Source organism: Oceanisphaera marina (assembly GCF_014643915.1).
GTDB lineage: Bacteria > Pseudomonadota > Gammaproteobacteria > Enterobacterales > Aeromonadaceae > Oceanimonas > Oceanimonas marina.
Window position 1 is genome coordinate 37,851 of sequence record NZ_BMKE01000013.1, and the last position, 25,477, is coordinate 63,327.

At 50.5% G+C, this 25,477-nt stretch carries 23 protein-coding genes; 20 read left to right on the forward strand and 3 right to left on the reverse strand.

What is annotated here, in order from left to right:
- Nucleotides 1–21 precede the first annotated feature (21 nt).
- Together IEW52_RS09210 and IEW52_RS09215 are read right to left on the reverse strand one after the other, a co-directional pair.
- The gene (locus tag IEW52_RS09210; RefSeq protein ID WP_188629780.1) at nt 22–282 is read right to left on the reverse strand and encodes a Txe/YoeB family addiction module toxin; all 261 of its coding nucleotides are present in this window, start codon (nt 280–282) and stop codon (nt 22–24) included.
- Complete coding sequence (locus IEW52_RS09215) at nt 282–533, reverse strand: type II toxin-antitoxin system Phd/YefM family antitoxin (protein WP_188629781.1); 252 nt, start codon at nt 531–533, stop codon at nt 282–284. The genes IEW52_RS09210 and IEW52_RS09215 overlap by 1 nt, the downstream gene beginning before the upstream one ends.
- Before the next feature lie 280 nt (nt 534–813).
- Here IEW52_RS09215 and IEW52_RS09220 point away from each other — a divergent pair, with 280 nt between their 5' ends.
- Nucleotides 814–2,160: a UDP-glucose dehydrogenase family protein gene (locus IEW52_RS09220; protein ID WP_188629782.1), complete on the forward strand. Its 1,347-nt coding sequence runs from the start codon at nt 814–816 to the stop codon at nt 2,158–2,160.
- 46 nt (nt 2,161–2,206) lie between these two features.
- Here IEW52_RS09220 and IEW52_RS09225 read toward each other — a convergent pair whose 3' ends face one another.
- Complete coding sequence (locus tag IEW52_RS09225) at nt 2,207–5,557, reverse strand: O-linked N-acetylglucosamine transferase, SPINDLY family protein (protein WP_188629783.1); 3,351 nt, start codon at nt 5,555–5,557, stop codon at nt 2,207–2,209.
- 273 nt (nt 5,558–5,830) lie between these two features.
- On the opposite strand from IEW52_RS09225, the gene IEW52_RS09230 reads away from it, so the two are divergent.
- The 19 genes from IEW52_RS09230 (at nt 5,831) to fliO (ending at nt 25,441) form a co-directional block, all read left to right on the forward strand.
- On the forward strand, nt 5,831–7,294 hold the full coding sequence (locus IEW52_RS09230; protein ID WP_188629784.1) for a flagellin: 1,464 nt from the start codon (nt 5,831–5,833) through the stop codon (nt 7,292–7,294).
- A gap of 235 nt (nt 7,295–7,529) precedes the next feature.
- Complete coding sequence (locus IEW52_RS09235; protein ID WP_188629785.1) at nt 7,530–7,937, forward strand: flagellar protein FlaG; 408 nt, start codon at nt 7,530–7,532, stop codon at nt 7,935–7,937.
- Between the two features lie 30 nt (nt 7,938–7,967).
- Nucleotides 7,968–9,410, forward strand: a complete 1,443-nt coding sequence (fliD, locus tag IEW52_RS09240) for a flagellar filament capping protein FliD (RefSeq protein WP_188629786.1) — start codon at nt 7,968–7,970, stop codon at nt 9,408–9,410.
- A complete protein-coding gene (locus IEW52_RS09245; protein WP_188629787.1) occupies nt 9,410–9,706 on the forward strand; it encodes a hypothetical protein in 297 nt (98 codons plus the stop codon). Before fliD ends, IEW52_RS09245 begins: the two co-directional genes overlap by 1 nt.
- Before the next feature lie 10 nt (nt 9,707–9,716).
- Nucleotides 9,717–10,124: a flagellar export chaperone FliS gene (gene fliS, locus IEW52_RS09250; protein ID WP_229667868.1), complete on the forward strand. Its 408-nt coding sequence runs from the start codon at nt 9,717–9,719 to the stop codon at nt 10,122–10,124.
- 412 nt (nt 10,125–10,536) lie between these two features.
- The gene (locus IEW52_RS09255) at nt 10,537–11,991 is read left to right on the forward strand and encodes a sigma-54 dependent transcriptional regulator (RefSeq protein ID WP_188629788.1); all 1,455 of its coding nucleotides are present in this window, start codon (nt 10,537–10,539) and stop codon (nt 11,989–11,991) included.
- Between the two features lie 420 nt (nt 11,992–12,411).
- Entirely contained in the window at nt 12,412–13,371 is a 960-nt protein-coding gene (locus IEW52_RS09260; RefSeq protein WP_229667869.1) for a sensor histidine kinase, read from the forward strand.
- Nucleotides 13,372–13,572: 201 nt separating this feature from the next.
- Nucleotides 13,573–15,000, forward strand: a complete 1,428-nt coding sequence (locus IEW52_RS09265; RefSeq protein WP_188629790.1) for a sigma-54-dependent transcriptional regulator — start codon at nt 13,573–13,575, stop codon at nt 14,998–15,000.
- Between the two features lie 184 nt (nt 15,001–15,184).
- On the forward strand, nt 15,185–15,499 hold the full coding sequence (gene fliE, locus IEW52_RS09270) for a flagellar hook-basal body complex protein FliE (RefSeq protein ID WP_188629791.1): 315 nt from the start codon (nt 15,185–15,187) through the stop codon (nt 15,497–15,499).
- 11 nt (nt 15,500–15,510) lie between these two features.
- Nucleotides 15,511–17,217 (forward strand): flagellar basal-body MS-ring/collar protein FliF, encoded by a 1,707-nt coding sequence (gene fliF, locus IEW52_RS09275; RefSeq protein WP_188629792.1) that lies wholly within the window; start codon nt 15,511–15,513, stop codon nt 17,215–17,217.
- Complete coding sequence (gene fliG, locus IEW52_RS09280; RefSeq protein ID WP_188629793.1) at nt 17,210–18,256, forward strand: flagellar motor switch protein FliG; 1,047 nt, start codon at nt 17,210–17,212, stop codon at nt 18,254–18,256. Before fliF ends, fliG begins: the two co-directional genes overlap by 8 nt.
- The gene (gene fliH / locus IEW52_RS09285) at nt 18,253–19,062 is read left to right on the forward strand and encodes a flagellar assembly protein FliH (RefSeq protein ID WP_188629794.1); all 810 of its coding nucleotides are present in this window, start codon (nt 18,253–18,255) and stop codon (nt 19,060–19,062) included. The genes fliG and fliH overlap by 4 nt, the downstream gene beginning before the upstream one ends.
- Nucleotides 19,049–20,386: a flagellar protein export ATPase FliI gene (fliI, locus tag IEW52_RS09290; protein WP_188629795.1), complete on the forward strand. Its 1,338-nt coding sequence runs from the start codon at nt 19,049–19,051 to the stop codon at nt 20,384–20,386. Before fliH ends, fliI begins: the two co-directional genes overlap by 14 nt.
- Before the next feature lie 19 nt (nt 20,387–20,405).
- Nucleotides 20,406–20,846, forward strand: coding sequence for a flagellar export protein FliJ (gene fliJ / locus IEW52_RS09295; RefSeq protein WP_188629796.1), 441 nt, complete (start codon nt 20,406–20,408; stop codon nt 20,844–20,846).
- Nucleotides 20,847–21,115: 269 nt separating this feature from the next.
- Complete coding sequence (locus IEW52_RS09300; protein WP_188629797.1) at nt 21,116–23,086, forward strand: flagellar hook-length control protein FliK; 1,971 nt, start codon at nt 21,116–21,118, stop codon at nt 23,084–23,086.
- A 37-nt stretch (nt 23,087–23,123) separates the two neighbouring features.
- On the forward strand, nt 23,124–23,597 hold the full coding sequence (locus IEW52_RS09305) for a flagellar basal body-associated FliL family protein (RefSeq protein ID WP_188629798.1): 474 nt from the start codon (nt 23,124–23,126) through the stop codon (nt 23,595–23,597).
- A 7-nt stretch (nt 23,598–23,604) separates the two neighbouring features.
- Complete coding sequence (gene fliM / locus IEW52_RS09310; protein ID WP_188629799.1) at nt 23,605–24,663, forward strand: flagellar motor switch protein FliM; 1,059 nt, start codon at nt 23,605–23,607, stop codon at nt 24,661–24,663.
- Nucleotides 24,660–25,070, forward strand: a complete 411-nt coding sequence (gene fliN / locus IEW52_RS09315) for a flagellar motor switch protein FliN (RefSeq protein WP_188629800.1) — start codon at nt 24,660–24,662, stop codon at nt 25,068–25,070. Before fliM ends, fliN begins: the two co-directional genes overlap by 4 nt.
- On the forward strand, nt 25,070–25,441 hold the full coding sequence (gene fliO / locus IEW52_RS09320; protein WP_188629801.1) for a flagellar biosynthetic protein FliO: 372 nt from the start codon (nt 25,070–25,072) through the stop codon (nt 25,439–25,441). Before fliN ends, fliO begins: the two co-directional genes overlap by 1 nt.
- The last annotated feature ends 36 nt before the right edge of the window (nt 25,442–25,477 follow it).

The following is a 25,477-nucleotide window of genomic DNA, read 5'->3' on the forward strand; positions in this document are numbered from 1 at the left end:
ACATTAGATACAGATTAAGTATCAGTATTCATAGTGGTAACGTAATTGCGCAATTAACAGCCCGTCTCCAGATGCTTTATACACAAATCTGTGTTCGTCATTAATTCTGCGAGACCAATAACCAGACAGGCCATGTTTGAGAGGCTCGGGTTTCCCGATCCCCTCAAAAGGGTCTCGAGACGCCTCTTTTATTAAAAGGTTTATACGCTTGAGTATAGCTTTATCGGTCTTCTGCCAGTAAAGGTATTCATCCCAAGCTTTAGATGAAAAAGTTAACTTCATTACTCAAGTAACTCGTGCTCCGAGCCATTACCGCCTTCAAGCTCGGCTATAGACTCGAGTAAGTGTCTGGCATTTGCGGGAGTACGCAGCAGGTAAGCGGTCTCTTCCATGGCTTGATAATCTGCTAGAGACAGCATCACCACCGGTGATTCGCTTTTTCTGGTAATAATAATTGGAGAATGGTCGGTGCAGACCCTTTCCATGGTTTTTGCTAGATTAGCCCTTGCTGCGGTGTAACTGATGGCATCCATAATAGTACTCCTGTGTACGTAATTATGTACATAACAGTAGGGTTGTATAGCAAGCTTGTCAACTCTCTTTGCTGTCTTATTGACGCACGTCAGGATCTCGCTGTCAGTTTTGGTGCTTTAAAGCTTGGCGCCTGGTGCTGGGCGCTGATTTTCCATTAAACGCTCACCACTAAAACTCAACATACCTCTCAAGCTAACTAGCTGCTTTGCTAGTATTTATGGTCTAATTGCACCCTAGTGATTAGGCGTTACTTATCTTTATTGGCTCAAAAGGAACGGCATGAACATTACCGTGTATGGTTCTGGTTATGTGGGGTTAGTGGCGGCAGCGTGCTTTGCCGACGTGGGCCATGATGTGTTGTGCATGGATGTCGATAAAAAGCGTATTCAAGCGTTGCGTAATGGCGAAATGCCCATCTTTGAGCCTGGGCTGCAAGAGCTGATAGCACATAACAACGAAGCGGGCCGCTTGCAGTTTAGTGACGATGTTGAACAAGCCGTGCACTTTGCCACTCTGCAATTTATTGCCGTTGGCACTCCGCCAGATGAAGACGGCAGTGCCGACCTTAACTATGTGCTGCAAGTCGCCAACAGTATTGGCCAGCACATGCAGACTCCTAAAGTCATCATCAATAAATCGACGGTGCCGGTGGGCACGGCTGATAAAGTCTCGAAGGCGATAGCGGAGCAATTACAGGGCAGGGCGGTAGACTTGCCTTTTGAGGTGTGCTCAAATCCCGAGTTTATGAAAGAAGGGGCCGCTATTGATGACTTTACTCGTGGGCCACGCATCATAGTCGGTACTGATTCTGACTGGGTAAAAGAGGTCATGCGTGAATGCTATGCGCCATACAACCGCCATCGCGATAAACTGATGTTTATGCAGGTACGCGCTGCTGAGCTGACTAAATATGCGGCTAACGCCATGCTGGCCACCAAAATCAGCTTTATGAACGACATGGCCAACTTGGCGGAGCGCTTGCAGGTGGATATAGAAGAAGTGCGCCAAGGTATTGGTAGCGATCCGCGCATTGGTTATCACTTTATTTATCCCGGCTGTGGTTACGGCGGCTCTTGCTTCCCAAAAGATGTGCAAGCCCTCAATCACACTGCTAATCAAGTGGGCTATCCCTGCGAGTTGCTGCAAGCGGTTGAGTCCGTCAACCAACGGCAAAAAACTGTGTTATTTAACAAACTCAACCAAGCCTTTGACGGTCAGCTAGCCGGTAAAACCATTGCCGTATGGGGCTTAGCCTTTAAACCCAACACCGACGATATGCGCGAAGCCCCCAGCCGAGTGCTAATGGCAGCACTCTGGCAAGCCGGCGCAACCGTGCAAGCCTACGATCCCGAAGCCATGGAAGAGTGCGCCAGACTTTACTCTGAGCAGTTGCAGCCAAGCCAAGCACACCATCAGCCGTTACTCACTTTAAGCGAAAGTAAAGAACAAGCAGTGCAGCAGGCTGACGCATTAGTCATTTGTACCGAGTGGAAAGAGTTTCGCACCCTTGATTTCACCTGGCTCAAACACCAACTGAGATCCCCCGTGCTAGTCGATGGCCGTAACTTGTATGAGCCCAGTGCGGCGAGTAGCGTAGGTTTAATGTATTTTGGTATAGGGCGATAAAATAAACTGAGCGCTACCCTTAAATGTTAAAAGTAGCGCTTTTTCGTCAGTCAGGATTAACCGAAAATTTCAACCACATTTCTGCGAGCTTATTTAACTGAGCATCTTCTTTAACTTTAAATACCCCTGCGCTTTCGACCTGCTTTATCACATCTAAAAACTCAAGCACTGCGTGATAATGAGGGCGGTTCCAAAAGTCGTGGATGAAGATGATGGCGCTGTCTTGAGTGTGATGCTTGGCAATATGTTGGATGGCGGCCATGGTGCAGGCGACTCTAAAGCGACCGTCGATTAATATTAAATCAAAGGGCTGTTGGTGCTCTAAAATGGCTTGGCTGTAGCGAGGGAATTTATCGCTTTGTTCCATTTGTAGTGGGTAACCCCAATCGCCAGTAGGGCCTATATCGGCGACGGCAACTTGGCATTGTTGGCCAAGTTTTTCTTGTAGTGCATTAACCCAAGTAGGATCGCTTTCTACGCCTTGTACGGTTAGGCCGTGTTCCACTGCCCACACCGTCGAGCCGCCTGAGCCAAATTCAAAATAGTGCTGCGCTTTTTTCAAGTGTTTTGCAAAGAGCTGTCGTTCAGCTTCGGTCATTGCTGGGGCGCTTGGCAGTGCGAACGTCGTTTCTGGCTTGTTGGTTAATTCTTTGTTTTCAGTATCTGCTACCGCATGATTGCTTGCGTCTTGAGAGCTGATCAGTTTTTCACCCAGCAAGTAATTTTCGGCTTGGGTGGTATCTATGCTGGCAAGCAGTTGATAGCTGATATCTTTAAGTTGATAGGCGGAGTGCAGTAAAAATGCCAGTTTGGTTTTGCTGTTATTATCCATTTCCCGCAAGCGTTGGTCATTAGGGATAAATATTGCATCTACATAAGGGAGCTCTGATGCTGACTCGGCCAGTATATCTTTGCGGCCTGCAAAGTGACTTTGGTTGCCCAAGTGACTAAGGGTTAAAAAGCGAAAACCCAGTTCGCTAAGCCGTTGAGATAATTTACTAAAATCAGCCTGCTCTTGGTAGAGTGGTTGTAAGTTAATGCCTACTTGCACCACTAAAGCGGAAGTTAATTTTTGTTTACCATGCTCAATAATCGTTAGGGGGTTGTGCATTCTATCTAACACTAGCCAATCGAGCTTTTCTATTACTTGCAGTGTATCTAGCGCAATAGTCTGAATAGGAATCTCAGCCATAACCTCAGGCGATGGCGGATACGCTTTAAAAAAGCTCGGCTCTTTTGGTGTAATGGCCTTTAGGCTACTGGTTAGTGTCGGATCTAGGGTGACATAAAGTGGAACTTTGCTGCCATCACCTAATACGGTCATTGGGAAGTAGTGAAAGTTACCTACATGGCTCAGCTGTTGACTGTTGATTACCCTACTAGCCGCATCTAGACAGAGTACATCTAGGGCGCCTAGCCGTTGCAACCCAGTAAATTTATTAGAAGCTGTTAAGCTGGCGCCATTATCTAAAGTAATAATCTTACCTTTAAATTGAAAGCGAAATTCGTCGTTATCGGCCACAGTAATTGGCTCTTCGGGTAATTGTAATTCTACCGGCCGATCTTCATCAGCAAACTGAGCGTTACCGTCTTTATCTAAGCTTAGTGCCGCAGGTTTTTTACCTTCGCAGTGGCGTTGCCAAATGGCGCGCATGGCGTTGCTAAAGTTTCGGGCAAAGCGGGGGGCATCACATACCGGTGATTCGAGTAAGGCAGTTCGTAAGTGGGTGCGAATATTGGCGAGGTTATCAAGATCACTGGCCAAGTTTACCACAATATCGTGATAGTGCTGCCAATCCTCGGCAACTAATTGGCCTAAACCGACGTTAGTTAAATGAGTGGCAGAATGACGTCCGGCAAAAGTAGGGCCTGGCAGAGTAACTACCGGCACGCCCATAAATAGCGCTTCGCAGGTGGTTAAGCCGCCGGAGTAGGGCCAAGGATCGAGGGCGATATCCACTTTGTTATAGGTTTTTAATAATTCTTCGTGTTTAGCTGGGCCCTCTAGCAGTAAGCGATCTTCATTAATGCCATATTTACGCATAATGGTTTTAATGTTGTTACATAAAGTTTCGCTATTAATTTGGAAACTTTTTAATAACAGCTTAGATTGGGGAAGGTCGTGCATTATTTTTGCCCAATAACTTAGCAGCTCAGGATTAAGTTTGGCGGTGTTATTAAAACAACCCAAGGTAATAAAATTATTATGCAACGCCGGTGGAGGCACCGTATTAGGCGTATAAAGAGGTGGATTATAACAAATATAATCATCGGGTAAGCGGATTAATTTTTCTGTGTAGTTATCATCGACCCCACTCGGTGTTTCAATGTGATCACTGAGTAGATAATCCATAGTGCTAAGGCCAGTGGTATTAATTAACCCGCCTACCCATTTCACTAAGATAGGTGCGGGCTTCATGGCCATGGTTTGCATGCGGCTGCCATTGTTGTGGCCACAAAGATCAAACAAAATATCGATTTTGTCTTCAACTAACTGGTTGGCTAATTGCTCGTCGTTTAGATGCGTAATCGTCATCCAGTGGTTAGCTATCTCTTTTATGCGCTCCGTGATAGCGTCTGAGAATAAGTTAGTGCTATAGGTATACAGCTCTAGCTCATGCTGCGGCAAAGCCTCCAAAGCTGAAGTGATCATTTGCCCTACCGGATGAGCTCGAAAACCGTCAGATATCATGCCAATGCGCAGTTTTTTATTAGAAGTTAATTCTGTGCTGAGATTATTTATAGTATTAATATGCTTAGCATATTTACATTCCCAGTTACTTAATAATTCTTTTAGTTGTTCTTGTGTGGAGTTAGGCAAGTAGTGCAATAAAACAATAAGGTTATTGTAAGCTGTATCATCGTCTTCAGATAATTCAATTGATTTTTCTAAACATTGCTTAGCTTGTTTAGATTGCCCGGTATGTTGGTACAATTGAGCTAGATTGTTCCAAGTAAAGCGATGTGGCTTTCCTGTGCTAACTACTTTTTCTATGATGTTAATCGCCTCCTCATAACGATTGAGGCGGGATAAGATCATGCTTTTATATTCTTTAATGTATTGATTTTTAGGTTTTATTTTAAGGGATTTATTTATATAAGTTAAAGCTTCTAAATTATTGTTAGCTTCATGATAAAGCTCAGCCAGCATCTTGTTGGCTTCAAAATGGTTAGGTTCGAGCTTGATAATTTGTTGTAAAAATAACAAGGCTTGGGAGCTTTTACCTGTGCGGTAAAGCGCTAAGCCAACCAGCAGTAAAAAAGGGACATGTTGATAATACTGGGTCAGTAAGGGTTTTAATAAATCCAGAGCATCTTGTGGTTGGTGTTGGCTAAGCAAGCGCTCAGCTTGAGTTAAGGTGGAGTGCAATGCAGAAGATGATAACAGCTGACCCATACTGAAAAACCTCGCTAATCAAGAGTGTTTTGCATGTTAGTGAAAAAGCGCCCCCCATAGCAAGGTGAATAAACGCTAAAGCTTAAGAGTGAAAAGCCGATACTGGACTTGACGGCGCAAGCAGAGCATTAAAAATTTATAAATATGTTTAAAGTTCTTGAAACTGGCGCCGATACCTTACTTAACAGCGAAGCATATGCAACACAGCAGTCGCTTCAATCTAGCAAAGCAAAACCGGCATAGCCGGCACCAAACCTCGATGGAGAGTTGATTATGGCGATTACAGTAAACACTAACGTTACCGGTATGACCGCACAACGTAACTTAACCCAGTCTTCTAATGCCTTGGCCACCTCTATGGAGCGTTTGGCAACGGGTAGTCGCATTAACTCGGCAAAAGACGATGCAGCCGGCCTGCAAATTTCTAACCGTTTGAACTCTCAGGTTCGTGGTTTAGGCGTGGCGATGAAAAACGCCAATGACGGTATCTCAATCGCACAAACTGCTGAAGGCGCGATGAACGAGTCCACCAACGTGTTACAACGGATGCGTGATCTTGCTCTGCAATCTGCGAACGGGACTAACTCAGCCGCAGACCGCAAAGCGATTCAAAAAGAAGTGAGCGCCTTGCAATCTGAACTAACTCGCATTGCCGAAACTACCTCATTTGGTGGTCAAAACCTAATTGATGGTTCATTTGGTAGCCGCACTTTGCAAGTGGGCGCCAATGCTAACGAAACCATTGATTTACAGTTAAAAGACGTATCAGCGAAAGCCATCGGCTCTAACCGCTTTACTCTATCAGGAACAGCATTAGGTGCTGCTACTAGTGGCGCGGCTAATGGTATCACTACAGGCAAATTAACCTTAAAAGGTAACGGCAAAGATCAAGAAGTTGAATTTGATGAAAATGCCAGTGCCAAAGATATTGCCAGTGCCATTAATGGTGTTTCTGCCGATACTGGGATTACCGCTGAAGCCAGAAGTACGGCTAAATTATCTGATTTAGGTGCGGCGGGTAAGGTGAGCTTTGAATTAAACGGCTCTTCCATTTCTGCCAATATTACTAACACCGATGACTTATCGGCACTGGCTGACGCCATTAACTCTAAGTCTACCGACAGCGGTATTAAAGCTACCGTTGATGGCGGATCCTTAACCTTAACCAGTGAGTCAGGTGAAGATATTAAGATTAAAGACTTTGCAGGTGCCGCCACAGACACAAAAATGTCCTTAACGGGTGTAGACATTGATGGGAAAGATGGAGCTGCTATTGGCTTAGCTTCTGGAGCAGCCACTGGCAGCGCAGTAGGAACCGTAGCCGGCTCAGTGCGCATGAACTCTAATGATGGCTTCTCGTTTGCATCAACTGCAGACAATGGGGGAATAGGCTCGTTGGCAGCAGGCGATTACTCTAGCTTGAAGTCTACCGCCACTATTGATTTGTCGACCCAAGCTGGTGCACAAAACGCAATTGGTATCTTAGACGGCGCCATTGGTATGATTGACGCTCAACGTTCTGACCTAGGTGCGATGCAAAACCGCTTGAACAGCACTATTAACAACTTGGCTAACACTCGTGAGAACGCAGCCGAAGGTATGAGTCGTATTAAAGACGTCGATTTTGCGCAAGAAACTGTGAACCTGACTAAGCAACAGATTCTGCAGCAGGCGGGTACTTCGATTCTGGCGCAAGCTAAGCAAATTCCACAGGCAGCACTTTCGCTGTTGGGTTAATCGCTTAAGTACTAAAAACCGGGGGCTAAGCCCCCGGTTGTTTCGGTTTAAGGCTGTTTAGTTTAGTGATAGTGAACGGGGAACAGTGAGTAGGGAATGGTGAATAGTGAGTGAAAGCACTTAACTCAACACTCAACACTCAACACTCAACACTCGAGTAGTGACTCGTAACGTTATTAAACTAAACAGCGTTTTCCTTTGTTTATCTGCATAGCAAAAGCTTGAGGATGCAATTATGGATACTCTTCCTTTACCTCCCAAACCTCCTGTTTTAGCCTCTGATATAAGCGCCAGGCAGCAGCAAGCTGCAAGTACTCAGCCCGTTGGCAGCGAGGCTACGCAAACGGTTCAGGCGGTGCAGGCTATCGAAAAAACAGAAACGCATTCGTCGTTGACTGAAGGCACAGTAGCAGAGCCAACGGCTGAGCAATTGGCAGACATGGCCGAGCAAATGGATAAGTTTGTCGGTAGCTTTACCCATGAGCTTAAGTTTCGGGTGGATGAAGATTCTGGCCGCAATGTGGTGACCGTGATTGATAGTAAAAGTGGTGATACTATACGGCAAATTCCGACCGAAGAGCTGCTGGATGTGATCGCTCGCTTGGCTGAGGCCAGTAGTGGCTTGATTGACGTTAAGGCTTAAATATTTGGCCAACGCAGAGGAGATAACATTATGAGCGGTTTAAAATTACCCGGCGTTGGCTCGGGTTTTCCGATCCAACAGTTTGTTGATGCCACTGTGCAAGCTGAGCGTGCGCCGAAGGAGAGAATGCTGGCTCGCCAGGCCAACGATCTTAAGGTGCAAATATCGTCTTATGGCTCATTAAAGAGTGTGTTGAGTGAATTTAAAGACTCCCTTAAAGCTCTAGGCGAAGAAGAGGCCTTTCAAAAGCGTTCTACCAGTTTCAACAACAGCGGTTTTGTCAGTGCCAAGGCCGATAAAGACGCTGTGGCTGGTAGTTATAAGCTAGAGGTAGAGCAGTTGGCTAGCGCTCATAAGTTGGGCTCCAGTTACATTGCTAAAGAAGATGCTGATAAAAAGCTGGGTTCAGGGACCTTTAACTTCACCTTAGGTGAGGGCGAAAATGCCCAGTCGTTTGGGGTGGCGATAGATAGCGAAAAAAGTAGCTTAAAAGAAGTTGCAGAGGCGATTAATAACGCCGAAGACAATAAAGGCGTGCGCGCCACTGTGGTGAACAGTGAAGATCCTGATACGGGTGAGCCGAGCTCGCGGTTGGTATTTTTCTCTGAGAAAACCGGTACCGATAATGAAATTACCGTCACAGCTAATGCCACCGGTGGCGAAGAAGGTACTGCCACTCTAGAAAGCTTGGTGGCTGCTCCAGCGACCATTCAAGAGGCAAAAAATGCGGTTATTACCATTGATGGTGCGCGGGTAGAAAGCCAAACTAACGAGATTGAAGATGCTATTCAAGGGGTGACGTTGGATGTTAAAAAAGTCACCGATAAAGCTGATTCCACTAAAAATGACCCTACACTGAGCACGACACTGACCATTGGCTATGACAAAGGCACGGTAGAAAAAAACCTTAAAGGCTTTGTTGAGTCGTTTAATAAAGTGATGGGTACCATTAATCAGCTAACCTCTTATGATAAAGAGACAGAGCGTGCCGGGCCCTTAAACGGTGACAGCAGTACCCGTAGCTTAACTTCGCAGTTGCGTAGCATGTTAAGTGAAAAAATAGAGGGTGCAGTGGCACCGGTTAAATCATTAACCGACTTAGGCATTACCAGCAAGCAAGACGGCACCATAGAGCTGGATGAAGATATTTTAAAAGACCAAGTAGAAAACAACTTTGAGCGCATTGGCTTGTTATTTGCTTCAGAAGAAGGGGTCTCTACTAAGTTAGATAACATGTTAGAAAGCTTTGTCGGTAAAGAAGGCATTTTAACCGAGCGTGACGAGTCACTTAATAGCCGTATGGCCAAGCTTGATAAAGAAGCGGTCGCCTTTGAAGAGCGTATGGAGGCCTTTACTGAGCGCACCACACGTAAGTTTAATAAAATGGACTTAATGGTGGCGCAGTTAAACCAACAAATGAGCTCTGTTATGTCTGCGTTTGCTAATATGCCTGATTTTAGTGGTGGTCAGTAATGCACTTATATCGTCAGTTAGTTGAGCTAGATACCCGTTTATTTGCCGAGTTGGATAAAGGCGATAACTTTAATGACGAGTACTTTGCTGAGCAACTTACTGCAAGGGCGGCATTACTGGAAAAGGTCATTCACGATGGCCGCTTAAGTGCGAGTGAAGCGAACGAGTTGATGGCTCGCTCGCGCCAATTAAAAGAGGCCACCGAGCAATTACAGCAACAGCTTGGCGAGCAGCTACAACAAATGACCAAAGGTCGCCGCTCGGTGCGAGCTTATCAAACAGTTAAAAAAAACTAGGAGTAATAGCATGGCAGGACCAATGCGCGGCTCAATGAAAGCCTATAAATCTGTGGCGCTAGACAGCCAAAAAACAGAAGCTAGCCCTTATCGCGTAGTACAAATGCTGTTAGCGGGGGCCCTTGAGCGCTTAGCGAAGGCGCGCGTAGCCATCGAACAAGAAAAGTTCCCTGAGCGTGGCGAGCTGTTAAGTGCCACTTTAATGATAGTGGCTGAACTGCGCATGGCGCTAGATCATGAAGCCGGTAGCGAGATAGCGGCTAACCTAGATAACTTGTATGAATTTATGATGGGCGAGATAGTACAAGCCAACATTCATGATGATATTGAAAAACTAGAAACCGTAAGCCGCTTATTGCGCGAAATTAAAGAAGGTTGGGATGCGATTCCTGCCGAGCAACAGCAAGTGCCTGCATAACACCACTGCACATTCAAATAAAAAAGGACCAGGAGGATAACTCCTGGTCCTTTTTTATTGCGTATTTTCCACGGTTATCGAAGCCATTCGTTTTGTTTGCGACTTATAGAGGCGGCATTTTTCAACCCAGTTGCGCCATAAATTTGCCAGTTGCTTTATTGTTGTATGTTAAATGCGCTGATATTGTGTATTAACAAGGCTGCACTGAGTAAAAAATTGATCTGGATCAATTCAAAACCGTTTTGTATCGTTTTGTTGGTCGAGTTATTTTGACGCTTGTGTCAGAATTACGGCAGTTGCTTGTATATCAGCCCCCTTGTGATGTTATGCTGTAGCTGCAATGGCATAACAACATGCTGTACCAACACATGTCATGTTTAATAACTAACTGAATTGTAAGGATATAGTTCCTATGAGCTTTAACGGCTGTGTCTTGATTATGGATCACAACCAAGAACGACGCTCTAAGCTTGAAGCCATATTGTCTTTTATGCAGGTAGAGTGGCGTAGTGGTAGCCGAGCTGAAGATCAAACCTGGTTGCAGAGCCAACCACTTAATTTGACGGTGCTGGCAGGGGATACGGATGCCCCCTTGGCACAATTGCTGGACACATTTCCTCATCATGCGTTTATCAGTCTTAACGAGACCGGCTGTCAGGCGGGTAATTTGCTGGGCACGCTTGCTTCGCTAACCTACGATGAGCTGACTTCGCTGTTGCTGCAGGCGCAAAGCTGGCAGCCGGTGCAGATGTCCGATGAACAGGACGGTCATCTTCATGAGCTGCTGATTGGCGAAAGTGCCTCTATGCATGAAGTGAAAAATCTGATCCGTCAGGTAGCGAACAAACCTGCCAATGTGTTGCTGCTGGGCGAGTCAGGAACCGGTAAAGAAGTGATCGCCCGTGCCATTCATTTATTGTCGTTGCAGGCGAAAGGGCCATTCGTACCCATTAACTGTGGTGCCATTCCGGCCGAATTGCTGGAAAGCGAGTTGTTTGGTCATGAAAAGGGCGCGTTTACCGGTGCCGTAGCGGCGCGTAAGGGCCGCTTTGAGCTGGCCGAAGGTGGCACGTTGTTTTTAGACGAAATTGGTGACATGCCGCTTCCCATGCAGGTGAAGTTGCTGCGGGTGTTACAAGAGCGTACCTTCGAGCGGGTAGGCGGTACGCGACCGATTACCGCAAAGGTACGAGTGATTGCAGCCACTCACCGTGATTTAGAGCAGATGATTTATGAGCAGCGTTTTCGTGAAGACCTGTATTACCGCCTGAATGTGTTTCCTATTGAAGCCCCGGCGCTACGTCAACGCCAGGATGATATTCCGCTGTTATTGAGCGAGTTAATCAATCGGCACAGGTTGACTCATAATGCTCAATTGTCCTTCTCGCCAGAGGCGGTCGCGTCACTGCAAAAATGGCACTGGCCGGGGAACGTACGTGAGTTGTCCAATCTGGTTGAGCGCATGTTTATCTTGTGTCCCAACCAGCAGGTGCAGTTATCGGACTTACCCGTCAAATATCGTGCGTTAACCAATGAACAGTTGGTGGTGCGGCCTTTTGATGAGCTGGACGAGCGGGATGCGCTATCGGCCATGTTTCATGCTGACGACGAACCGGCAGCAGAGAATGAGGCTGATTTTTTTGACTTTCAAAGTCTGGATGACGAGCAAGAAGAGGCGGAGTTTATGTCTCCAGCCTTGTCAGCCGAAGGCGTGAATTTGAAGGAAATGCTGGCCAATATTGAAATGGACATGATTACTCAGTCGTTGGAAGTGAATGACGGTATCGTTGCCAGAGCCGCCGAGCATCTGGGCATGCGCCGTACTACCCTGGTCGAAAAAATGAAGAAGTACTGTATTACCAAGTGATAACGCCCAACATCGGACTAAAACTAATAACTAAAGATCTTTCGCCACGGAATCCACTGAATCCACTGAAAAATAAGACGAGATAAAAGCGAAAAGTGCCAAAGGGGCTTATTGGTAACAGCAAGCGCTTGAGGCTGCGGTAAGCTTTCCGCTGGAAAAAAGTAGCGACTGGCGCATGGCACCCAGCCAAACAAAAGGTAGTGTACTTTGTAGGCTGTCGCTTTAGCTGACAGTCCCGTCTCAGCGGGATTTTACATCATACTGCTCCGCAGTCCCGCCAGCTAAAGCGGCGGCTACAAAGGCCGTGTAGCGCTTCGCTGAAACAGCTGGCATGGTTATTGAATGTTCAGGCTATCACTCCCTTAGTTTGTCGCTGTTATGCCTGATGATATAACCGCTTTGTCGTCTAATACGCTTAGTATGACGGCCATGGTTAATGCCATGCCCAGTGGTGTGGTGTGGCTGGATGGTCGAGGTCGAGTCGCCCTGGTGAACCCCGCAGCGCAAAGGTTATTGGGTGAGCCCTTGCAAGGGCTGGCCTGGTCAGTCGTTATTGAGCGGGTATTTGCACCGCAACCGGACGATGGCTTGCAGGTTTCCCTTAAAGATGGCCGACGTATTCAGTTGGCTATTTCACACATTGAAGGCCAGCCCGGCCAGTTGATTCAGCTCACTGATATGACGCCCACTCGCGCCTGGGTTGAGCAGCAAAGTCATGCCCAGCGCTTGGCGGCTCTGGGGCAAATGGCGGCGACACTGGCGCATCAAATACGTACTCCTTTATCTGCTGCCATGCTGTATGGCGCTAACTTGGCGGCTCCTCACCTTAATAACGGCCAGCGTGAACAGTTTCAGCAACGTTTGCTGGCGCGATTAAATGATATTGAGCGTCAAATAAGTGACATCTTGTTGTTTGCTCGCCCCGAACAGGCACCGTTGGCAGATAAACTGGATCTCGGCGCCTTATTGCCAGAATGCGTAGAGGCCGCAGGCCCCATACTGGCGACCAAGGGCGCAAGATTAAGCTTGTCGAACAGCATTAGTGGTTCGGCTTTTGTGCTGGGCAATAGCCATGCGCTGAAAGGTATTGTGCTTAATTTGCTTGAGAACGCCACTGAAGCCGGGGCGAGCGAGCTTGATCTTATGCTGGTATTGGCAGCCGATAACGAGATTGAAGTCAGGGTACAGGATAACGGCAAGGGCATGAGCAAAGAGCTGATTAACCAGATATTCACGCCCTTTTTCACCACTCGCAGCCAGGGAACCGGCCTGGGGCTGGCGGCCGTCATGGCGGTGATGCGAGCGCACCAAGGTCGAGTCACGGTGCAATCAACACTGGGGCAGGGCAGTTGCTTCAGCCTGTGGTTGCCTTTGGCGTGAAGAGCAAAGAGTAAAGAGCAAAGAGTAAAGGGTGAAGAGGACGTTATGGAAAAGATTACACATAATGCTCTGCACCTAAAGCGTCGGTATATCGGCTTGTCCGCTTTACACATTACTTATCACGCTTCACTGGACTTGGGTGTTATTTCGTTCTCTTCACTATTTACACTTCACCCTTTACACATATAAGGAGGCGTGTTCATGACTCATGATGACCAGCCCGATGTGGTTGATATATTGATCGTCGAAGACGATGCGGGGTTACAGCAGGCGCTGCAAGATACGCTTTTGCTGGCGGGTTTTTCGTGCGCGGTCGTCGACAGTGCCGAGGCAGCCATTCTTTGGTTTCAACGTGATGGGTTACAGCAACATGCCGCCAAGTTGGTGATTACCGATATGCAAATGGCGGGTATGGATGGCCTGGGGCTGCTGGAGTGGATTAACCGCCGCATTCCCGGTTTATCCGTGCTGGTGATCACCGCTTATGCCCAGGTGTCGGGGGCGGTCGCGGCCATTCGTGCCGGGGCGGTGGATTATCTGGCCAAGCCCTTTACGCCCGACGCCTTGCTGGCGGTGGTGTCGCGTTATGTCGCTCAGCCAAGCGAACATAATGGCGATCCTGTGGTGGGCGATGCCAGCAGTATTCAGCTATTGCAGCTGGCAGGCAGAGTCGCCGAGTCGGAGGCAAGTGTGATGATCAGCGGCCCCAGCGGCACCGGCAAAGAGGTGCTGGCGCGCTTTATTCATCAAAAATCCAATCGTGCCAACGCCGCCTTTGTGGCCATCAACTGTGCCGCCATTCCCGATAACATGCTGGAAGCCACCTTGTTTGGCTATGAAAAAGGCGCCTTTACCGGCGCGGTGCAGGCCAACCCCGGCAAGTTCGAGCAGGCCAACGGGGGTACCCTGCTGCTGGATGAAATTACCGAAATGGACTTAAATCTGCAGGCCAAGCTGCTGCGGGTGTTGCAAGAGCGGGAAGTTGAACGACTGGGCGGCCGAAAAACCATTGCTCTGGATGTGCGGGTGCTGGCCACCAGTAACCGGGATTTGCGCCAGGCCGTGTGCGAAGGGCGCTTTAGAGAAGACCTGTTTTATCGGTTAAATGTATTTCCATTGCATTGGCCGGCGTTGGCCGAGCGCCCCGGAGACATCATTCCCCTGGCAGAATATTTATTGCAACGCCATGGCAAAGAGTTGGCCCGTGGCAAGCTTACCTTGAGCGAGCAAGCCAAAACCAGACTGCAAGCCTGGCATTGGCCGGGTAACGTGCGTGAACTGGGTAACGTGATACAACGCGCCCTTATTCTGGCCCAGAGCCATGAAATTACCGCCGCAGATATTTTGCTGGATGAGCTGCCATTATCAACCTGCGTCACCACAGCCAAGCCTCAAATTGCACCAGTTGGTGAACTTGGCAAGGGTAATAACAAGGACGTTGTGACTGATACCGAAGAGTCTCATACTGATTTAGGTCGGGAACTCGTCAGCCAAGAGCAGCAAATTATTTTGCAGGCGCTGCAAACTCACGCCGGCAGCCGCCAGCAAGTGGCCGAAAAACTGGGCATCAGTCCACGCACCCTGCGCTATAAGCTGGCACGCATGCGCGAAGCAGGGATGGAAGTGTAAACACAGCGACCAGCTTTAAGCTGTCAGCGGTCAGATAACACAAGTACCGAGCTCGGCCCCTACTTACAGCGTCTGACGTAAAGCATACGGCTTTTCCTGTACTGTGTTTTTAGGGCCTTTGTATATATACTGGCCCGCGGTTTGCATTAACTCATTATCTTCTTCAATTCAGGAGCCTTCGACTATGGATATTAATGCCTCGGCCTTATTATCAGAAATGCAGGCAATAAAAAGCGAGCTGCAACCGTTGGCACCGGTCAACAATCTGGTACCGCAACAGGACTTTTCTGCGGTGTTAACCAAGGCGGTGAACAACGTGAACAGCCTACAACAAACTACAGGTGACTTGCGTAATCGCTTTGAAATGGGTGATGAGTCCGTAAGCCTGGAATCGGTGATGATTGCCGGCCAAAAATCGAGTATCGCCTTCGATGCCACGGTACAGGTGCGTAACAAGGTTGTTGATGCCTATAAAACCATTATGAATATGCCGGTATGAGGATGTAATTGGTGGCTGATAATCAGTTGGTAAATGCCGACAAATCTGCACTTGCCACCAGCGAGGCCAACTCACTGGAGGCAGAAGAGCAAAAAAGCACGCCTCTTGCCTTGTTGGGCAACACCGACATCTTGCGTCAGGTTATTATTGTGTTGGCGCTGGCTATTTGTCTGGCGCTGGCGGTATTTCTGTTGCTGTGGGGCAAAGAGCCCGAAATGCGCCCGTTGGGCGTGTACAGCAACCAAGAGCTGATAGAAACGCTCGATTTTTTAGACGCACAAAAAGTGGATTATCAAATTGATGGCAGCACAGTGCTGGTGCGTGCCGATCAGTTTTCTGACATTCAGTTGAACCTGCGCCGCTCTGGCCTTGATCAGGCTCCGCCCCAAGGCGATTCCATCCTGTTGTCCGACCCCGGTTTTGGCATCAGCCAGCGTCTGGAGCGCGAGCGACTTAATTTGAGTCGCGAACGACAACTGGCCCGGGTGATAGAGCAATATAACAGCGTGGCCCAGGCTCAGGTATTGCTGGCCATTCCCCGTGAAAATGTCTTTGTGCGTGATAAACGCCAGCCCAGTGCCACCGTATTGTTAAACCTGCGCCGCAACAGTACCTTACGCCAGGAAGAAGTAGACGCCATTGTTGATACGGTCGCCTCTGCCGTGCCCGAAATGACTCCGGATAAAGTCACGGTGACCGACCAGAACGGTCGCTTGCTGAACTCCGGATCTCAAGACCCTTTATCGGCCCGTACCCGTCGAGAATTTGAACTGCAACAAAAGCAGGAACGAGAGTACCGGCAAAAAATTGACGCTATTTTAAGCCCGGTACTGGGATTGGGTAACTACACCGCCGAAGTGGACGTACGGCTCGACTTTACCCGTAAAGAACAAACCGTTAAAACCTACAACCCCGACTTGCCCGCGGTGAGATCGGAAATGGTCATGGAAGACAATACCTCGGGCCTGGGTGCGCTGGGTATTCCGGGTGCCTTGACCAATCAGCCGCCGGCGGAATCGGATATTCCGGAAGACGCCGCGGGCCTGGCGCAAGAGCAGCGCCGTAATGAACGCTCACGCAAAGAAGCGACCCGTAATTTCGAGCTCGACACCACCATCAGCCACAGCCAGAGTGCTACCGGTGATATTCGTCGTTTAACCGTGTCGGTGGCGGTGGACCATAAAACCATTACCAATGAAGACGGCACCACAGAGCGGGTGGCGCTGAATCAGGAAGAGCTGACCCGTATCGACCGTTTGCTGCGCGGTGGCCTGGGCTTTGATATCAGCCGCGGCGATGCCATAGAGGTGGTGGCCGTGCCCTTTAACCGGCCGGTGCTGGATGACATTGGCGGCGTCCCGTTTTATGAAAAAGCGTGGTTTTTACATCTGCTGCGCATTTTGGGCGCGGTGGCAGTACTTATCGTGCTGTTGCTTACATTGGTAAGGCCCATGGTCAAGCGCCTGCTGGGCACCGAGGCGTTGCCGGATAACGTCGATCTGGACGGCCAAAATGCCTTGATGGGCAGTGACGATCTGACTTTGCTGGCCCAGCAAGCCGAGCAGGATGAAGGCATGTTCGGTATTCGCGAAGGGCGCTTGCAATTGCCCGACCTGAATAAAGATGAAGATGTGCTGTCGGCTATTCGAGCCCTGGTGGCCAATGAGCCAGATTTGGCCGCACAGGTAGTAAGAGACTGGGTGAAAGCCGATGAGTGAAAAAGAACAGCTGATGGTGACCGACGAGCAGCGCAAGCTGCTTGAAAAAATGACCGGCACCGAAAAAGCCGCCTTGTTGATGTTAAGCCTGCGCGAAGAAGATGCCGCGCAGATATTTCGTCACCTCGACCCAAAACAGGTACAGCGTCTGGGCATGAAAATGGCGGCGGTGGGCGATTTTGGCCCCGATCGGGTTGGAGCAGTACACCGCTTGTTTATTGAAGATATTCAGCGCTTTACCAAAATTGGTGTGGGCAGTCAGGACTTTGTACGTAATGCCCTGGTGGCGGCACTGGGTGAAGATAAAGCCGGTCGTTTGGTCGATCAAATTTCTGCCGGGGCCGGTTCGCGCGGCCTGGACTCCCTGAAGTGGATGGATGCACGACAGGTTGCAGGCATTATTCTGAACGAGCATCCGCAAATTCAAACCATAGTGCTGTCTTATCTGGACCCGGAGCAGGCGGCAGAAATCTTGCAGCTGTTTGCCGAGCCGGTACGACTGGATTTGGTGATGCGCATTGCCGAGCTGGAAGAAGTACAACCGGCGGCGCTGCAAGAGCTCAACGATATTATGGAAAAACAGTTCGCCGGCCAAAGTGGGGCCAAGGCGGCCAAGATGGGTGGCCTGAAAGCGGCGGCCAATATCATGAACTACCTGGACACTTCGGTAGAGGGCGTGTTGATGGATGCCATTCGTGATGAAGACGAAGAAATGAGCATGAAGATCCAGGATTTGATGTTTGTGTTTGAAAACCTGATCGACGTAGACGACCGCGGCGTGCAGATGATGCTGCGTGAAGTGAATGGCGAGCTGTTACAACGGGCTTTGAAAGGCGCCGACGATCAACTGAAAGACAAATTCCTGCGCAACATGTCGAAACGGGCCGCCGAGTTGTTACAAGACGATCTGGAAGCCATGGGTCCGGTCAGAGTCAGCGATGTAGAACTGGCGCAAAAAGAAATTTTGGCAGTGGCACGGCGTCTGGCCGACAGTGGCGAGCTAATGCTGTCTAAAGGCGGCGGAGAAGACTTTGTATGAGTCGTCATCCTTACGGCGCCAAGCCTCATCGAACAGAGCAAGATACCGGGCCCGATTCCGAACACTGGGCATGGCCCGATATGTCGGCCCCCAAACCACAAAGCAGAGATCAGGCGCTTAATATCAAGCGTCCTGCTCCACCGCCAGAGCCCGAGCCCGAATCGGTTGAGGACGAGCCTGAGCCGCTAACCGCAGAAACACTGGACGCCATTCGTCAGGCGGCCTATGAAGAAGGCTTCGAACAAGGCAAGCAAGAAGGCATAGCGGCAGGGCAGGAAGAAGGCCGGTTAACCGGTTTGCAACAAGGCCACGAAGCGGGTCTTGAGCAAGGGCTGGAACAAGGCCTGGCCGAAGGTCGAGAAAAAACCGAGCAGCAGAGTCAGCAATGGCAACAGTTGCTTGAACAATTGCAGGCCCCTTTGGCCCAGGTAGATAAAGTCGTCGAGCAAAGCCTGGTCACGCTGGCACAAGAGCTGGCCCGTAACTTGTTAAAAGCCGAATCGACTACTTCCCCTCAGCTGTTACTGGCCACGGTACAAGAAGCCATGTCGGCACTGCCCAGTACCAATAGTGACATCACCTTGTATTTACATCCTGATGATCTGGCCATTATCGAGCAGCATTTTGATGAAAAAAGCCGCCAGCAGCGCCATTGGCAGTTGATGAGTGAGCCCAGTCAGGCGCGTGGCGATGTGCGGGTGCAAACGGCCATGTCGGAGCTGGATGTGAGTCTGGCGCGACGCATAGACGAGCTTATGGCCAACTTCATTAAAGCCAACTGGTCGAGATTCCATGACGCTCCTTAAGCGCCTGGGGGCTTATCAAACCCAGGGCCTGGTGCCGGCGATGTCGGCCAGTGGCAAATTGACCCGGGTGGTGGGGTTAACGCTGGAGGCGGTGGGCTGTACCGCAGCCGTAGGCAGCCAGTGTAAAATTCAAACCCAGTTTGGCGATATGGACGCCGAAGTGGTGGGCTTTTCGGACGATAAACTGTTTTTGATGCCCAGCGAATCACTGAAAGGAGTGATCCCGGGGGCGCGAGTAACGCCGGTCGGCCAAGGCGAGGGCGTACCTGTGGGCATGGAATTGCTGGGCCGCGTAATAGACGGCATCGGTCAGCCGTTAGACGGTCTCGGGCCCATAGTGACCAGTAAAAATGCCGACTTTACGGCGCAGCGTATTAACCCCATGGCCCGCAAGCCCATCAGAGAGCCCATGGACGTGGGAGTGCGTGCCATCAATGCCCTGATCACCGTTGGCCAGGGACAGCGTATGGGGCTGTTTGCCGGCTCAGGCGTGGGCAAAAGTGTACTGTTAGGCATGATGACCCGCGGTGCCAAGGCCGATGTTGTCATAGTGGGTCTGATTGGTGAGCGGGGCCGGGAAGTTAAAGAGTTTATCGATGAAATATTAGGGGACGAAGGGCGAGCCCGCTCCGTGGTGGTTGCGGCACCGGCCGACTCGTCCCCCTTGATGCGTTTAAAAGGCTGTGAAACGGCATTGACTCTGGCCGAATATTTTCGGGATCAGGGGCTGAGTGTGTTGCTGCTGATGGACTCGTTAACGCGTTATGCCCAGGCGCAGCGCGAGATTGCCCTGGCAGTAGGCGAGCCGCCCGCCAGCAAGGGCTATCCGCCCTCGGTGTTTGCCCGCTTGCCTGCCTTGGTGGAGCGGGCCGGCAATGGTAACGAAAGTGCAGGACAGGGGGGGATAACGGCGTTTTTTACCGTATTGACCGAAGGCGACGACCTGCAAGATCCCATTGCCGATGCCTCGCGCGCCATTCTGGATGGCCATATTGTGCTCTCTCGCCAGTTGGCAGACAGCGGGCATTATCCGGCCATTGATATTGAAAAGTCGATCAGCCGGGTCATGACCTCGGTGACCACCGAAACCCACCAGCAGCAGGCCCGTGCCGTTAAGCAGGCCTATGCGTTGTATCAGCAAAACCACGATTTAATCAATCTGGGTGCCTATCAATCGGGTGCCGACCCGCGGCTTGATATGGCCATTCTTATTCGTCCGCGACTGGATCACTTTTTAACACAGAGCATGACCGACGTAGTGGAAATGCCGATGTGCCTGACCGATCTCGCCACCATCAGCGCGCCTCTACTGAGAGCTAACTGATAAAGCCAAGGGCTAGCAGATGAGCAGAGCATTACACCTGTTGTTGGATCAGCTGGATAATCAAGAGCGCAAGGCGGCGGCAGAATTGGGCAGCGCCCAGTTACAGCTGCAACAGCTAGAGCAGCAACAGCAAACCTTGAGCCAATATCAGCGTAACTACAGTCAGGAGTTTCAAAACCGTGGCCGCGAAGGCCTGAGTTCCCATCAATTCGGTCATTTTCAGGGCTTTATCAACAAGCTGGAATTGGCACAAGAGCAGCAGCAAGACGGTTTAAAGCAAGCACGCCAGCAGGTTGAGCAAAACCGAACTGCCTGGATGGCGGTGCGTACTCGCAAACAGGCGATAGAAAAACTGCTGGAGCGCGAAGTCGAGCGCAAGCAGGTAGAAAGCAATCGCCAGGAGCAAAAAATGATGGATAACATGGCGATTTACCGGTTTTATCATCAAACAAAGCGTTAAAAACAGCGGTAAGCGGTCAGTCTCAAGCTGGCTGTTACAGAAAACACTAAACCTGCAAAAGACGGTGTGTTTGTTTATTCCGTCAACCTGACATACGTCAGTATCTCGGATGGGATTAGTGCTCTTAGCTTTTTGCTGACAGCTGATCGCTTAAAGCTCTCACTTCTGGTTCGATTCTTGCATTGATCTTACATTGATAAGTAAAGAAGCAAGCAGGTTGCTGCTTTGGGTGACGGCGAGGCCGCAGAATTGACGGGGATCATTTCATCATGACCATGAACATCATGTCGGTACGGATTCAGGCTGGCCAGGAAGCCGGCGGTAAAATAACGGATGCCATGAATCATGGGGAGGCCGGTCTTTTTGCCGAGGTATTTACCCAAGAAAGCACATCGCAACAAGCAGCCTCTGTAACGGCGATATCGCAGCACAGGGAGGAGTCTGCCGAGCGATTGGCCGCAGAACAGCAGACGGCCGACAAGCCTGGTTATGAAGCCATCGACGGCACCAGCCACTCAAGCGAAGATAACTCCCAGCCCATTTCGTTATTAGCGCCAAACACTGTGTTACAAGATGACAGTACGGAGCCCAGAGCGACGCTGGCGAAAGACGACGTTGCAAAAATAAACAATAAAAATGCTGCCGACACCCGACTCAGCACACTGGCGAGCACCGAGCAGACACATGCCCATGGCGACGAAGCCGGTGATGCTGAAAAAGTGATGAAGGCTGGCTCTCCGCAAGGCGGCAGTTCTTTGCCGCCAGGGGATGACTCCCAGCAAGGAGTCTCGGTTGCCGCCGGTGGCGATAGAGCGTCACAGCAAACAACTGACGCAGATCAGAACACTCGAATGGTGAATGGCTCCCAAATAGCAACCCACAGCGCGACCACAGGTCAGGCTGTGGCAGAAGGGGACGCCGAGGCTAACGAAGCGAGTCGTAAACCGCTATCCGAGAGTACCGACAAACAAGCCACACCGTCGTTGCAAGCGACAAGTTCATCAAGTTCGACGCGCGATACATCTAAGTTGGCCCCGACAGCCGACGTTATTCAAACTGCGGCAGAGCAAACAAAAAATCAGGAAGCAACCTCAGGCTCCAGCCATCGTTCCGGCCATTCGGAGAGTCTTGATGGGCAAAGTTCAACCGTTGCGGGCTCTCAAGCCACTCGATCTGCTCAGTCGGCGAGTGGTGCAACGAGTCAAGCCGCTGAGGCTGTCACTCAAGCCTCGAACCAAAGCCCGGTTCAAAGCAAGGCGGCTCAAGCTCTGGCCGGACAGGCGAACCTGGTGATGGAGGATAATGGCAGCGAGGCCGAGTCATCACAGGCGCAGGCTAATAAAGTGCCGGCAGATGTGAATACCGCAGCCAGCGCGACGGCGATGCGTGCTCCCGAATGGCTGGCACAAATTGAACACGGCCGTCGCTGGGGGCAGTCTGCTTCGTCCGCGGTTGCTGAATCTCCACGCCAAGATGCAGAGGGCAAGGCGATGCCGTTAGGGGAAAAAACAGCAACCGAAGATGCCAAAGCAGACAGCCGGTTATCACTTATTCAAAAAGAAGCATCAAGCCCCTTGGTGAGCGAGCAAAAAGAGAGTGTTAGTGTCAGTCAACCGGCTTCAGCGGTAACCGCAGACACGGTTACAAACAGTCAGACAGCGGCCCCGCAAGAGGCGGGTTTAATGATGTCTGCACGTGATAGCGGCTTGTCTTCGGCTACAGTGGATCGCCCGCCGGTACTGGATCGTGCTTTGACCTTGCACGGCTCTGCAGAGCAAAACGCTAAGCAGCTGGCCCAGCAAGCTCAGGTGGTGGTGAGTCAAAACCTGCAAGAGGCCGACATTCGTCTTAATCCTTCCGAGCTGGGCGGGCTGAAAATCCAGATCAAAATGGAGCAGGGTGAGGTACAGGTGCAGTTTGTTGCCAGTAGCCCTCAGGCCAAAGAATTAATCGAACAAGCCATGCCGCGGCTAAGAGAAATGCTTAATCAGCAAGGCATGAACCTGGGGCAGCAGGGGCAAGGACAGCAATCGGGGCAGCAGCAAGCACAGGGGCAAAATCTGTTGGCCGGGCAGCATCAAGCCGCGCAGCAAGAGCAGCAGCAACGACAAGGCGGTGACACCGCAAGAGAAAACGGGCAAGGTTACTCGCCAGTCAATGATGTCGACGTTAATCTGGCCGAAAATGCCCGCACCCAGCGTGTTCAGGCTGATTCCAGTAGAATAGACTTTTTTGCATAATCAATGTGGACAACCAACCAAGGAATAAAGGAAAAGCATGCCTGATGATCTGATCATGCCCAAGGTGGCATGGTACAAACGCAAACTGATTTTAATCATACTGGCGGTGCTGTTAGTCGGTATTGGCGGCGGAGCGGTCTGGTTTCTCAAGCCCAGCGGTGCAGCGGTAGAGCCTGAGCCTGTGGTGGACAACAAGGCGCTGTATGTCGGACTGTCTCGGCCATTTATTTTTCCGGTAACTGCAGGGCGACGAGAACGGCTGGTACAGGTAGAAGTACAGCTGATGGTGCGGGGCGATCAAGGACAGGCCGACGCGCAACGTCACTTACCCTTGCTGGAAAGTTCGCTGCTTGACGTATTCAGCCGGCAAAGTGCCGATAATTACATTACTGCCGAGGGCAAGCAGGCAGTGCGACAAGAAGCTTTAAACGAGCTAAACGCTGTGCTAACCGAAGAGCTGGGCACACCCATCATCGAAAAAGTGCTGTTTACCAGTATCGTAATGCAATAGGTGAATCGTGAGCGATCTGTTATCTCAGGATGAAATTGATGCCCTGTTACACGGGGTGGATGATGTAGAAGAAGAGTCGCAAGGCAGCGCCGGTGGTGTGGCCATGTTTGACTTTTCTTCTCAGGATCGCATTGTGCGTGGGCGTATGCCCACGCTGGAAATGGTGAATGAACGCTTTGCCCGCCACATGCGCATCAGTTTGTTCAACATGATGCGCCGTACCGCCGAAGTCTCGGTAAACGGCGTGCAGATGATCAAGTTTGGCGAATATGTCCATTCGCTGTTTTTGCCCACCAGTTTGAACATGGTGCGCTTTCGGCCGTTGAAGGGCATCGGCCTGGTTACCATGGAGGCTCGACTGGTGTTTATTCTGGTCGACAACTTCTTTGGTGGTGACGGTCGTCATGCCAAAATTGAAGGTCGTGAATTTACCCCCACCGAACGCCGGGTGATCCAGTTACTGCTGAAACTGGTTTTTGAAGATTACAAGGAAGCCTGGTCGCCGGTAATGGACGTGGAATTCGAGTATCTGGACTCAGAGGTCAATCCCACCATGGCCAACATCGTCAGCCCCACCGAAGTGGTGGTGGTGAGTTCGTTTCACATTGAGCTGGACGGTGGCGGTGGCGATTTTCACGTGACCTTGCCCTACGGCATGCTGGAGCCGATTCGTGAGTTGCTGGACGCGGGTGTGCAAAGTGACAAGGGCGAAAACGACTTGCGTTGGAGCAAGGCGCTGCGCGACGAAATCCTCGATGTGGGGGTGGATATGTCGGTCAAGTTGCTGGAGAAAGAGCTGACGCTGCGCAATATCATGGAGATGAAAGTCGGCGACATTATTCCGGTCGATATGCCCGAACATCTGTTGGTATCGGTAGAGGAATTGCCAAGCTTCCGCGGCCAGTTGGGCCGCTCCGGCGACAACATGGCGGTGCGTATTACCGAAAAGATTAAAAAGCCGGAAACGGTGAAAAGCGAGCTTAACCAGGTGACCCGCCACGGTATTCGCATAGACGGTGAAGCCGAGCTGGAAGAATTGGAAAGAACCATTGAGGATGCATCATGAGTGATGAACAAAACGAGATAGATGATGTTTGGGGCGAAGCCATGGCCGAGCAGGAAGCCAAGGAGCCTGCGACCGACGCCGAAGGGGGCGCCAAGCGCGTAGAGCTGAACGACTTCAGTGACGACAAGCCGTTATCCGGAGAAGAGCGGCGCAAGCTGGATGCCATTCTGGATATTCCGGTGACTATCTCGATGGAAGTGGGGCGCACTCAAATCAGTATCCGCAACCTCTTGCAGCTCAATCAGGGCTCTGTGGTCGAGCTGGATCGTCTGGCCGGTGAGCCACTGGATGTGATGGTCAACGGGACTCTGATCGCCCACGGTGAAGTGGTGGTAGTTAACGATAAATTTGGTATTCGACTCACCGATGTGATCAGCCAGACCGAACGGATTAAAAAGTTAAAATAATGCCTCTGTTATTCATATTGTTGCTACTTCCCGGGGTGGCACTGGCTCAAGGGCCGCAAGTGCGCTGGGATTCATGGGCGCTGTCATCACTGCTGGTGATTGGCGTTATTCTGGTACTGGGCTGGCTGCTGCGCCGCTTGCGTGGTGCGGCACTGCTGGGCGGCAGTCGTCAGCTCAAGGTAGTGTCTTCACTGGCGCTGGGCCAGCGTGAACGGCTGGTAGTGGTACAGGTGGGGGAAGATCAGTGGTTGCTTGGCGTAACCGCCCAGCAAATCTCGGGCCTGGGCAAGTTGGAGCACCCTCTGGCGCCGGAACCGGCCAAAAATTTGCTGGGTAAGCACGGTAAAGGGCAAGATCATGCGCCGTCTTGAACGGGTTAGCGCCGAGAAAGCGGGAGCGGTATTAAG